Below are 12,040 nucleotides of genomic sequence, written 5' to 3'. Positions count from 1 at the left end.
ATATACCGCAGACGAAGCGGGATTGCAAGAAAAGAATCCCCGGCCGGGGGGATGGGAAAGAAGGGTTGAGGTTGCTTTTTTGCAGGATTCGGGCTATAATTTTGGATAACACAGATTTCGGAAATAAAACAAAGAAAATATGAGGTAACGAGTATGAAAAAACGAGTAGTTGTAGCTTTAGGACACCGGGCGCTTGGGACAACGCTGCCGCAGCAGCAGGAGGCGGTAAAAAGAACGGCAAAAGTAATTGCCGACATGATCGCGGCCGGGTATCAGGCGGCCATTACACACAGCAACGCGCCGCAGGTAGGCATGATCCACACGGCTATGAATGAATTTGGGAAAGCACATCAGGATTATACGGCTGCGCCCATGTCTGTCTGCTCTGCCATGAGCCAGGGCTATATCGGATACGACCTGCAGAACGCCATCCGGGAAGCACTGCTGGATCAGGGGATCTATCGTACCGTCAGCACGATATTGACTCAGGTAGTGGTGGATCCTTATGATGAAGCTTTTTATACTCCGACAAAGGTGCTTGGCAGATATATGAATGCAGAAGAAGCCAATCAGGAGCGTAAGAAAGGCAATTATGTGGTAGAAGAGCCGGGCAAAGGCTTTCGACGGATCGTATCAGCGCCGAATCCGGGGATGATCGTTGAGATTGACGCCATCCGCGCGCTTCTGGATGCGGATCAGGTGGTGATCGCCTGCGGAGGCGGAGGCATTCCGGTGCTTCAGCAGGACCATCATCTCAAAGGCGCCAGCGCAGTGATCGAGAAAGACCTGACGGCAGGGAAGCTGGCTGAAGAGGTAGAGGCAGATCTGCTGGTCATGCTCACCAGCGTAGAGAAGGTAAAACTGAACATGGGAAGGCCTGAAGAAGAAGAACTGGGCGAGATCACTCTGGCGCAGGCGAAACAATATATGGAAGAAGGACATTTCGGCGTCTACAATATGCTGCCGAAGTTCCGCGCCGCCGTAGAGTTTATTGAAAAGGGAGAAGGAAGAGAGGCGCTGATCACTTCATTTGACAAACTGAACGATGCGCTGCGGGGAAAGACCGGTACCTGGATCCGCAGATAAAGCAAAGATAAACAGGACAGACCAAAGCCGCATATACTGGAGCAAGAGTATATGCGGTTTTTTGTGGTGGTGGCAGAATGCGTCTATGCGAGATGGAAGAAAAAGAAGTGATCAATGCCTGTGACTGCAGGCGGCTTGGATTTGTGGCTGATCTTGTGATTGAAGAATGCAGCGGAAAAATAGAAGCGCTGATCGTCCCAAAGGGTGGGAAGATCAGTGGTTTTTTCGGCGACGGAGCGGAGTATGTGATCCCTTACGCCTGTGTAAGAAAAATCGGGCCTGACATTATCCTGGTAGAGATTCATGAGAAGAAATAAGATCTTTATGAAAAAGTAAGAATTGGCGACAAAAAGTAGTTTGACTTCTGTATGGCGGGCAGATATACTTATACTTATACAGATGCAAGCAGACAAAACAGCAAGTTTTTAAGGATGAATTTGCGTATCAGAAGAAAGGACGAAGACCAGAATGAAATGCCCCTATTGTAATCATCCGGATACCAGAGTGATAGATTCCAGACCTGCCGACGACGGCAGTTCGATCCGAAGACGCCGTTCCTGCGACGTGTGCGGCAAGCGGTTTACTACTTATGAAAAGGTGGAGACGATTCCGCTGATCGTGATTAAAAAGGACAGCACCAGAGAGCAGTACCGCAGGGACAAGATCGAAAACGGTGTGCTCCGCGCCTGCTATAAAAGGCCGGTTCCCACAGAGGAGATCCAGGCGGCAGTAGACCGGATCGAGACCCGGATCTTTAGTATGGAGGCAAAAGAGATTCCAAGCAGCAAGATCGGCGAGATTGTAATGGAGGAACTGAAAGGACTGGATGAAGTCGCCTATGTTCGGTTTGCATCGGTATACAGGGAATTTAAAGATGTAAATACCTTTATGGATGAATTGAAGAAAATCCTGAAGTAGAGGATTGAAGATTGGGTGAGATATAAAAAATGAGAACATATAAATTGACCATCTCCTATGATGGCAGCAGATATCAGGGATGGCAACGCCAGGCAACCACGGACAATACCATCCAGTTTGTGCTGGAGTGGAGCATCGGCAAACTGGTGGGGTACCGGGTGCATGTAGACGGCGCAGGGCGCACGGATGCCGGCGTACATGCCAGAGGGCAGGTGGCAAGCGTCAGGCTTTCCAGACTCTATGATACCAAAGAGCTTAAGGACTCTTTGAACCGCTATCTGCCGGAGGACATCCGCATTGTGAAGGCTGAACTTGTCAGGAACGGATTTCATGCAAGAAAAAGCGCGAAGGGAAAAAAGTACGAGTATTACATCGACTGTCGGGAAAAACCGGACGTTTTTTCCCGCAGGCACTGCTATCATTATCCCCAGGAACTGGATATCGAGGCAATGAGAAATGCGGCGGAGTATCTGATTGGGCCGAAGAATTTTACCAGTTTTACGGATGATAAAGACTGCAAAGATCCGGTACGGCGTGTAACAAATATTAAGATTGTGCGTAACGGAGATAAAGTCAGGATCACCTATTATGGAACCGGCTTTTTGTATCATATGGTGCGGATCATGACAGGGACGCTCCTGGAGGTGGGATCCGGGAAACGGGACGGTTCCATGCTGCCGGTGGTGATCGCTGCAGAGGACCGGAGCCTGGCGGGATTTCTTGCGCCGGCAAGAGGGCTTTTCCTGCGGAAGGTGTATTACTAAACGAGATGGAGGAACATGGATGAGGTTTGTTTCATGGAATGTAAATGGGATCCGGGCCTGTGTGCAAAAGGGGTTTCAGGATGTGTTCCGGGAGCTTGACGCAGATATTTTCTGCATTCAGGAGTCAAAGATGCAGGAGGGACAGCTTACCCTGGACACGCCCGGATATTACCAGTATTGGAACTATGCCCAGAGAAAAGGATATTCGGGCACCGCAGTTTTCACAAAGAGAGAACCGCTGAGCGTATCTTACGGGATTGGTGTGGAAGAACATGATAAAGAAGGCCGGGTGATCACACTGGAATATCCGGATTTTTATTTTGTGACGGTCTATACTCCAAACTCACAGAATGAGCTGGCAAGACTCTCCTACCGGATGGAATGGGAGGACGCGTTCCTTGCCTACCTGAAAAAGCTGGAGGAGAAAAAGCCGGTGGTGTTCTGCGGAGATCTGAATGTGGCACATCGGGAGATCGATCTGAAAAATCCAAAGACAAACCGGAAAAACGCTGGTTTTACCGATGAAGAAAGAGGAAAATTTACCCAGCTTCTGGAAGCCGGGTTTATTGATACGTTCCGCTATTTTTATCCGGATGCGGAAGGGATTTATTCCTGGTGGTCTTACCGGTTCCGGGCAAGAGAAAAGAATGCGGGATGGCGCATCGATTATTTCTGTGTGTCCCGGTGTCTGAAAGACAGGCTGGAGGACGCAAAAATCCTGACAGATATTTATGGGTCGGACCATTGTCCGGTCCTTTTGGAAATGAAGGAGGAGGCTTAAGGATAAGCCTCCTCTTTGTGTTGCATATGGTGTCGGAGCTTGTGTCGGATCTTTACAGAAAACCGCCGTCCATTCGGATGACCTGTCCGGTCAGGTACAAAGGCGCGCAGGCCACCTGATAAATGAGGCTGGCTGTTTCTTCCGGTGTTCCGAACCGTCCCATGGGGATCTCTTCTTTCAGATCCCGGCGTTCCTCTTCGGAAAAGATGGTATTCATGGATGTGTCGATGACGCCGGGAGATACCGCGTTGACCGGTATGGAGCTGGGAGCCAGTTCCTTTGCCAGAGCTCTTGTAAGCCCTTCCACACCTGCTTTGGAAGCAGAGTATGCGGCTTCGCAGGATGCGCCGGACGCGCCCCACATAGAGGAGACGTTGATGATCCTCCCGGACTGTCTGGATACCATATAGGGGATGGCTTCCCGGCAGCAGTAAAAGACAGAAGAAAGATTGGAGGAAAGGATTTCTTCCCAGCGGGCGTCTGTCAGGTCTCTTAGAAGTCCTACATGAGAGATCCCGGCATTGTTAATCAGTACGTCGACGCCGCCGCAGATTCCCCGGATTTTTTGAAAGATCTGCCGGACGGCATCCGGATTGCCTACATCGCCGGGAACCAGATAACATTCGACATGATAAAGATCCTCTATCTGGCGCCGGACCATGTCCAGGTCATCCAAAGAGGATCTGCAGTTTAAAAATACCCGGAAGCCGTGAGAAGCAAAGGCAAGAGCGGTGCTTTTGCCAATGCCTCTGGAAGCGCCGGTGATCAATACGGTTTGTACAGACATAAAAAAACTCCTGTTCTGATGAAATGATAGTAAGATTATACCCCGGAATCGTTGCGAAGAAAAGTCCCAGGTGTTAATATTTACTATAGAACGGTCTAGGTACAGGCACAGGAGAGAAAGAGGTGCAGTATGGTCAGCAAAGCGATCGAGTTTGCGAAGAAGGCACACGAAGGCCAGTTCCGAAAAGGGACAAAGCGGCCTTACATCGTCCATCCGATAGAGGTGGGGGAGATCGTTGCGTCGATGACGGAAGATGAGGAAGTCATAAGCGCAGCGGTTCTTCATGATACGATTGAAGATTGTCCCGGAGTGACACAAAGGATCCTGGCCCAGACGTTTTCGGAAAGAGTAGCGTCTATGGTGGCGCAGGAAAGCGAGGATAAATCCCGCACATGGATGGAGCGCAAGACAGCCACCATCGAACATCTCAGGACTGCGCCAAGAGAGGTGCAGATGATCGGGCTTGCGGACAAGTTGTCTAATATGCGGGACATTGACCGGGATTATCCTGTCGTGGGAGAGGACCTGTGGAAACGTTTCCGGATGAAAGATAAGGACACCATAGGATGGTATTACAAAGGGGTCAGAGACGCCCTGGAGGAAAAGTTCCGCGGAGTCGCCGCATATGAAGAGTACTGCAGACTGATCTGCAAAAATTTTGGATAAAAGGATAACGGCAATATGATTATCAGTGCAAGCAGGAGGACAGACATTCCGGCCAGGTATCCGGAGTGGTTTGTCAATCGGTTGAGAGAAGGGGAGGTGCTGGTGCAAAATCCCTACAATCGCAAAAAAATACAGCGGATCGCGCTGTCGCCGGAGACAGTGGACTGCATCGTGTTCTGGAGTAAGAATCCGGAGCCGGTGCGTCCTTTCCTGCCGGAGATCGACGCGATGGGATACCGGTATTATTTTCAGATGACCATTACCGATTATGGGGCGGATGTGGAGCCCGGGGTCCCGGACACAACAGACGCCATGGCAACGTTCCTGCTGATGAGCGAGCAGCTTGGCAAAGAGAGGATGGACTGGAGATTCGATCCGATCCTCCTGTCGGGCCGGTATACCCGGGATTATCATCTGGAAAAGTTTGAAATGATGTGCGAGTGGCTTCACGACGCGACTACACGCTGTATCATAAGCTTTGTGGATCCTTACCGGGGCAGCCCATTCCGGGAGCTGGAGCCGGAAGAGATCGAGGATCTGGCGGCGGGGCTTGGAAAGATTGCGGGGAAATATCACCTTCCACTTTACAGCTGTGCGGAAAAAGTGGACCTGACACGGTTCGGGATCCGCCCCGGCGCCTGTATTGATAAAGAAAAGATCCGTCAGCTGGCGGCGTATAAACTGGATGTAAAAAAAGATCCCGGACAGAGGAAAGAGTGCGGCTGCGTGGAGAGCATAGATATAGGCGTTTACGATACCTGTCCGGCCGGATGTCAATACTGTTATGCAGTACACAGCCCGGAGAGCGCCCGGAATAAGTACGATCAGCACGATCCTCTTTCACCGGTGCTGACAGGTTGTTTAAAAGGAGACGAAACTATCAGTGATAAAGAAGTGCATTCTTTCCGGGATGATCAGCTTTCTTTATTTGATCTGCCGGAGATGGAGATTGGATTTTAGCAGAAGCAGACTGGAAATCTCTGCCTGATATTCTGAAGAAAAAGGATGAGGTCATATGGGAGAGGTCAGGAAAAGAATGGTTTTTTACGGACATGTGCAGGGCGTTGGGTTCCGGTATACGGCAAAACATCTTGCCCGGTCTCTGGGGCTGTCCGGATGGGTGGAAAATGAATACAACGGAACGGTGGTTCTGGAAGTGCAGGGTAGAGAGGCCCGGATTTATAAACTGATGGAAGGGCTGAACCGCAATCCGTTCATTTCCATAGACTGGATTGACACCACGGATATCCCGGTGGAAGAAGAAACCGGTTTTTTTGTAAGATAAATTTTACTTATCAAAAGAAATGACAGATGAGACGTTAAAGGAGAAGTTATGGAAAAAAGTGAAGAAAATAAGGGAGTAAAAAACAGGATCGTGGCAGCGGCCTGGCAGTTGTTTCATGAAAGAGGATATAACGGGACCACGGTAGACGATATTATCGCGCTGTCGGGTACGTCCAAGGGATCTTTTTATTACTATTTCAGCACCAAGGACGAGCTTTTGAACACGCTGTCCCTGATCCTGGACGATTATTATGAGGAGCTGGACGCCACCATGGATCCGCAGATGAACCATTTTGATAAACTTTTGTATCTGAACTATAAGACACATTCCATGATGGAGGAAAGGATCAGTATCGATCTTCTGGCATCCCTTTATTCCACACAGCTGGTTTCCCAGGGGCAGAGACATCTTCTGGATCAGAACCGGAAATATTACAAACTGATCACAAAGATTGTAGAAGAAGGACAAAAAAGGGGAGAGATTAAAAAAGACCGGACTATAGGCGAGATCACCAACTATTATTCTATGTGCGAGAGAGCCCTTGTCACAGACTGGTGTCTGAATCGCGGCGCTTATTCGCTGGGGGAATACAGCAAGGCATGTATGCCGGTCATGCTGGAACATTTTCGGGTTGAAAAATAGAAAAGACGTTATTTCGTAGAGGAGGGATGGACATGATCATTCAGGGACTGCAAAAGCTTACCCTGCTGGATTTTCCGGGCAAGGTGGCCTGTACCGTGTTTACTGCCGGGTGCAATTTTCGGTGTCCCTTCTGCCACAATGCGTCTCTTGTCATAGATACCCATCAGAATCCTAAGATCCCTGTGGAGGATATTTTTTCTTTTCTCCAAAAAAGGAAGGGCGTTCTGGACGGAGTGTGCGTGACCGGAGGAGAACCGCTGATCCAGCACGGCATCGGGGATTTTTTAAGAAAGATCAGGGAAATGGGCTATCTGGTGAAACTGGATACCAATGGAAGCTTTCCGGATAAACTGCAAAGGATGGTAGAAGAAGGTCTTGTAGATTATGTGGCGATGGATCTGAAAAATAGCCGGGAGCATTATGGACGGACCATTGGGATCGAGGGATACGATACGGGAAAGGTAGAGCAGAGCGTGGCCTATCTGATGAAAGGACGCATCCCTTATGAATTTCGGACCACGGTGGTACAGGAGTTTCATCAGCGCTCTGATTTTGAGGCGATCGGACAGTGGATCCGGGGAGCAGATCGGTATTTCCTGCAGCAGTTTGAGGATTCCGGAGATCTGATCCGCCCGGGGCTCCATGCGTATAGCGATACGATCATGCGGCAGGCGCTGGAGGTGGTTCAAAAATACATCCCTGCAGCGCAGGTGCGCGGACTGTAAGGATACGAAAAAAAGATAACAATATATTGTGAAACTGACAAAAAGAAAACACAATATATTGTTATTTTTTATTGACGAATGAATAAAAGCAGTGCTATGATATAAGAACCGACGAAGTTCCCGCAGAAACAGCCTCTTCGGGAAAGCGAACAGATAGAACAGAAGACGAATGATAACGGCAAATGGAAATGGGGGTAAAGGAAATGTACCAGGTAATGAAGCGAGACGGGCAGGTGGCAAAGTTTGATCTCTCCAAGATCAGCGTGGCGATAGAAAAAGCGTTCCGCGCCCAGGAAAAAGAATACAATCAGGACATTATCGATCTGCTGGCGCTGAAGGTGACGGCAGATTTTGAACCGAAGATCAAAGAAGGGCTGATCCAGGTGGAAGACATTCAGGACAGTGTGGAAGCTATCCTGATCAAGGCGGGCTATGCAGACGTGGCAAAGGGATATATTTTATATCGGAAGCAGAGAGAAAAGATCCGGAATCTGAAGTCCACCATGCTGGATTATAAGGAGATTGTAGACAGTTATGTAAAGGTAATGGACTGGCGGGTAAAAGAAAACTCTACCGTTACCTATTCTGTGGGAGGACTGATCTTAAGCAACTCTGGAGCGATCACAGCCAACTACTGGCTTTCCGAGATCTATGACGAGGAGATCGGGCAGGCGCACCGGAATGCGGACATTCATATCCACGATCTGTCCATGCTGACCGGATATTGTGCCGGATGGTCTTTAAAGCAGCTGATCCAGGAGGGCCTGGGAGGGATTCCGGGTAAGATATCTTCTTCCCCGGCAAAGCATTTAAGCGTGCTTTGCAATCAGATGGTAAACTTCCTTGGCATCATGCAGAATGAATGGGCCGGTGCACAGGCGTTTTCTTCTTTTGACACCTATCTTGCACCCTTTGTAAAAACAGACGGACTGACCTATCCGGAAGTCAAGAAGTGTATCGAATCCTTTATCTATGGGGTAAACACCCCGTCCAGATGGGGAACTCAGGCGCCGTTTTCCAATATCACTCTGGACTGGACTGTGCCGGATGATCTGGCAAACCTGCCGGCTATCGTAGGCGGTAAAGAGATGGATTTTACCTACGGTGACTGCAAAAAAGAAATGGATATGGTAAATAAGGCTTTTATCGAGATTATGATCGAAGGAGACGCTCATGGAAGAGGATTCCAGTATCCGATCCCGACCTATTCCATTACAAAGGATTTTGACTGGTCTGATACAGAGAATAACCGTCTGCTCTTTGAGATGACTGCAAAATATGGTACGCCTTATTTTTCAAATTATATCAACAGCGACATGGAGCCCAGCGATGTCCGCAGCATGTGCTGCCGTCTGCGGCTGGATCTGCGGGAACTTAGGAAGAAATCCGGCGGTTTCTTTGGAAGCGGCGAGAGCACAGGATCTGTAGGCGTGGTTACGATCAATATGCCAAGAATCGCCTACCAGGCAGAGAATGAGGAAGCCTTCTTTGCAAGACTGGACCGTCTGATGGATATTGCGGCCAGATCCCTGCATGTGAAACGGACAGTGATCACCAAGCTGATGGAGGAAGGATTATATCCTTATACGAAACGGTATCTGGGAACGTTTGAGAATCATTTCTCTACCATCGGTCTTGTGGGGATGAACGAGGCCGGGCTCAACGCAAAATGGATCCGAAAAGATATGACGCACAAAGAGACTCAGGAGTTCTCTAAGAAAGTGCTCAATCATATGCGGGAACGTCTGTCTTCCTATCAGGAAGAATATGGCGATCTCTATAATCTGGAGGCAACACCTGCGGAATCTACTGCGTATCGTTTTGCAAAACATGATAAAGAGCAGTTCCCGGATATTATTACCGCAGCTGAGGGAAATGGAACGCCTTACTACACCAACAGTTCACATCTGCCGGTTGGCTATACAGAGGACATCTTCGATGCCCTGGATATTCAGGACGAGCTGCAGACCCTGTATACCTCTGGTACGGTATTTCACGCATTTCTGGGAGAAAAACTGCCCAGCTGGAAGTCGGCGGCTGCCCTGGTGCGGAAAATCGCGGAGAATTACCGTCTGCCTTACTATACCATGTCGCCGACGTATTCAATCTGCAGAAATCACGGCTACTTAAGCGGAGAGCAGTATGTGTGTCCGGAATGTGGAGAAAAGACCGAAGTATACAGCCGGATCACCGGGTACTATCGACCGGTGCAGAACTGGAACGATGGAAAAGCGCAGGAGTTTAAAGACCGGAAAGTATATGATGTGGTACATTCCACGTTTCATGGAAGTCATGTAATAACGGCGGAAGAGGAACAGGGAACTGTTCCCGCGGGTGGAGAAGACAGAACTCTGTTGTTTACCACAAAAACCTGTCCCAACTGCGTGATCGCCAGAAAAGCGCTGGAAGAGGCAGGGATCGCCTGTGAAATTGTGGATGCCGGAGAACAGAAGGATCTGGTGAAGCAGTATGGCGTGATGCAGGCGCCGACCCTGGTGGTAACGGGAAACGGAAAAGTTGAGAAAGTCGCAAATGCGTCCAATATTGCAAAATACGCGAAAGAACATAGCATGCAGATGTCTTAAAATCAGAAAAAGGAGAACGGTTGCCATACCGTTCTCCTTTTTTATGACGATGGATCAGAGCCTGACCGGAAAAAGCCGGTTATTTACAGTCTTCCGGGTCTTTGGAGTACTGGCCTCGCAGAGCGGAATCCCGTCCCAGCATAAAATGATCCTCCCTTAGGATCGCATAGGCGTTTTCGCAGTCTCCTTTCCGCATGAAGCGGATCATTTTTTTCAGGCGCTCATTGGTCTGAGGGATCCGCATGCCGTGCCGGACAGAGTACTGGCCGATACGGATCTGCTCGGAGAGATTGTTTTCGTAGATCCGGTTGATCCTTTCGTTGTCCAGGATGCCCAGGATCTCCATGTGCATGTCTGTGTCCGCTACTTCCCAGGCATAGGGATCCGAGGCGCAGGCACACATCCGGACCACCTTTTCTTCAATCCGGAAGGAGTATTCTTCGTACCGGCCGGAAGTAAAGATCAGCTGAAAGGCCGCGCCCTCCAGAAGCTCTCTGAGCTGGTAGATGTCGTGGATGTCTTTGTCTGTGATCTCTTTTACCCGGATGGAACGGTAATAATCCGATATAAGCAGGCCCTCCGCCTGCAGCATCTGGATCGCAGAGCGGACGGGACTGCGGCTCATGCCAAGCTCTTCTGTCAGCATCGCTTCCGTCAGCGCCATGCCCGGCGCATAGGTCAGATCCAGAATTTTGTTTTTGATGGTCTGGTAGGCCTGGTCGGCCAGGGAGGCTGTCTTTTTTGCCATTGCTATCACCTGCACAATTCTTAATTAGAAACAAAACGTATACATAAAATGATTTTGTATACAAATTATAACGATTTTTTGCCATTTCCGCAAGATAAATTTAAAAAAAGAATTGACTTTTCCTTTGGAGAGTGTTATAGTCGCATTAAAGAAAATTGTATACAAATTATAAAAACGTATACAGAAATAAGAAAAAAGGATGGGGAAGACAATGAAATTAGGATTTATCGGAACAGGCAACATGGCATCTGCGATCATGGGCGGAATTATCAACAACCAGGTGATCCCGGCAGAGGAGATCATCGGGGCTGATCTGTTCGCTCCGGGAAGAGAGCGGGTGCAGAAACAGTTTGGCATCCAGGTAACGGACAGCAACAAAGAAGTTGCACAGAAGGCAGAAGTGATCATCCTCTCTGTAAAACCGCAGTTCTATGCAGATGTGATCCGGGAGATTAAAGATGAGATCAAAGATTCACAGATCATCATCACCATTGCTCCGGGTAAGACCCTTGCCTGGCTGGAAGAGCAGTTTGGCAAGCAGGTGAAAATTGTCCGCACTATGCCCAACACACCGGCCATGGTAGGCGCAGGCATGACGGCTGCATGCCCCAACCCCTATCTTAGTGAGGAAGAGATTGCTTATGTAAAGACCCTTCTCCAGAGCTTCAGCCGTGTAGAGATCATTCCGGAGCGTCTGATGGATGTAGTGGTATCTACCAGCGGAAGTTCACCGGCTTATGTATTTATGATGATCGAGGCGATGGCAGACGCTGCCGTTTCCGGAGGAATGCCAAGACCGCAGGCATATCAGTTCGCGGCACAGGCTGTTCTGGGAAGCGCCAAGATGGTGCTGGATACCGGCAAGCACCCGGGAGAGCTCAAAGACATGGTATGCTCACCGGCAGGAACTACCATTGAGGCAGTACGCGTGCTGGAAGAAAGAGGATTTAGAAGCGCGATCATTGAAGCAATGAAAGTGTGTGAAGAAATTTCAAAAAATATGTAAGAAGACATTGCCTGAAACATTTTGACAGTTATGGTTTGCGGGAAAAG

General features: G+C 49.1%; 14 protein-coding genes. 12 read left to right on the top strand and 2 right to left on the bottom strand.

Annotation, left to right across the window (positions count from 1 at the left end; all coding sequences use genetic code 11):
• Nucleotides 1-153 precede the first annotated feature (153 nt).
• The 5 genes from arcC to ABGT54_RS00270 all read left to right on the top strand — a co-directional run bounded on the left by arcC (nt 154) and on the right by ABGT54_RS00270 (nt 3,549).
• Nucleotides 154-1,086, top strand: a complete 933-nt coding sequence (arcC, locus tag ABGT54_RS00290; protein WP_346662322.1) for a carbamate kinase — start codon at nt 154-156, stop codon at nt 1,084-1,086.
• Between the two features lie 77 nt (nt 1,087-1,163).
• Complete coding sequence (locus tag ABGT54_RS00285; protein WP_346662321.1) at nt 1,164-1,403, top strand: YlmC/YmxH family sporulation protein; 240 nt, start codon at nt 1,164-1,166, stop codon at nt 1,401-1,403.
• Nucleotides 1,404-1,554: 151 nt separating this feature from the next.
• The gene (gene nrdR, locus ABGT54_RS00280) at nt 1,555-2,004 is read left to right on the top strand and encodes a transcriptional regulator NrdR (RefSeq protein WP_346662320.1); all 450 of its coding nucleotides are present in this window, start codon (nt 1,555-1,557) and stop codon (nt 2,002-2,004) included.
• A gap of 29 nt (nt 2,005-2,033) precedes the next feature.
• A complete protein-coding gene (gene truA / locus ABGT54_RS00275) occupies nt 2,034-2,768 on the top strand; it encodes a tRNA pseudouridine(38-40) synthase TruA (protein WP_346662319.1) in 735 nt (244 codons plus the stop codon).
• Nucleotides 2,769-2,787: 19 nt separating this feature from the next.
• Entirely contained in the window at nt 2,788-3,549 is a 762-nt protein-coding gene (locus ABGT54_RS00270; RefSeq protein ID WP_346662318.1) for an exodeoxyribonuclease III, read from the top strand.
• A gap of 52 nt (nt 3,550-3,601) precedes the next feature.
• On the opposite strand, the gene ABGT54_RS00265 is transcribed toward ABGT54_RS00270, so the two are convergent.
• Nucleotides 3,602-4,336 (bottom strand): SDR family NAD(P)-dependent oxidoreductase, encoded by a 735-nt coding sequence (locus tag ABGT54_RS00265; protein ID WP_346662317.1) that lies wholly within the window; start codon nt 4,334-4,336, stop codon nt 3,602-3,604.
• Nucleotides 4,337-4,465: 129 nt separating this feature from the next.
• Here ABGT54_RS00265 and ABGT54_RS00260 point away from each other — a divergent pair, with 129 nt between their 5' ends.
• The 6 genes from ABGT54_RS00260 (at nt 4,466) to ABGT54_RS00235 (ending at nt 10,239) form a co-directional block, all read left to right on the top strand.
• Nucleotides 4,466-5,002 carry an HD domain-containing protein gene (locus ABGT54_RS00260; protein ID WP_346662316.1) on the top strand — a complete coding sequence of 179 codons (537 nt, stop codon included), beginning with the start codon at nt 4,466-4,468 and terminating at the stop codon, nt 5,000-5,002.
• Between the two features lie 15 nt (nt 5,003-5,017).
• Nucleotides 5,018-5,962, top strand: a complete 945-nt coding sequence (locus ABGT54_RS00255; RefSeq protein ID WP_346662315.1) for a DUF1848 domain-containing protein — start codon at nt 5,018-5,020, stop codon at nt 5,960-5,962.
• A gap of 55 nt (nt 5,963-6,017) precedes the next feature.
• On the top strand, nt 6,018-6,287 hold the full coding sequence (locus tag ABGT54_RS00250) for an acylphosphatase (RefSeq protein ID WP_346662314.1): 270 nt from the start codon (nt 6,018-6,020) through the stop codon (nt 6,285-6,287).
• 48 nt (nt 6,288-6,335) lie between these two features.
• On the top strand, nt 6,336-6,929 hold the full coding sequence (locus tag ABGT54_RS00245; protein ID WP_346662313.1) for a TetR/AcrR family transcriptional regulator: 594 nt from the start codon (nt 6,336-6,338) through the stop codon (nt 6,927-6,929).
• Between the two features lie 32 nt (nt 6,930-6,961).
• A complete protein-coding gene (locus ABGT54_RS00240; protein ID WP_346662312.1) occupies nt 6,962-7,654 on the top strand; it encodes an anaerobic ribonucleoside-triphosphate reductase activating protein in 693 nt (230 codons plus the stop codon).
• Nucleotides 7,655-7,857: 203 nt separating this feature from the next.
• Nucleotides 7,858-10,239, top strand: coding sequence for a ribonucleoside triphosphate reductase (locus ABGT54_RS00235; protein ID WP_346662311.1), 2,382 nt, complete (start codon nt 7,858-7,860; stop codon nt 10,237-10,239).
• A 79-nt stretch (nt 10,240-10,318) separates the two neighbouring features.
• Here the strand turns inward: ABGT54_RS00235 and ABGT54_RS00230 are convergent, their stop codons facing one another.
• Entirely contained in the window at nt 10,319-10,987 is a 669-nt protein-coding gene (locus ABGT54_RS00230; RefSeq protein ID WP_346662310.1) for a GntR family transcriptional regulator, read from the bottom strand.
• Between the two features lie 211 nt (nt 10,988-11,198).
• On the opposite strand from ABGT54_RS00230, the gene proC reads away from it, so the two are divergent.
• A complete protein-coding gene (gene proC / locus ABGT54_RS00225; protein ID WP_346662309.1) occupies nt 11,199-11,993 on the top strand; it encodes a pyrroline-5-carboxylate reductase in 795 nt (264 codons plus the stop codon).
• Nucleotides 11,994-12,040: the final 47 nt, after the last annotated feature.

The sequence above is a fragment of the uncultured Merdimonas sp. genome (assembly GCF_963929015.1).
In the GTDB taxonomy this organism is placed as follows: domain Bacteria; phylum Bacillota; class Clostridia; order Lachnospirales; family Lachnospiraceae; genus Merdimonas.
The sequence above is the reverse complement of the archived record's forward strand: the minus strand, read 5'-3'. Positions and strand labels throughout refer to the sequence as shown.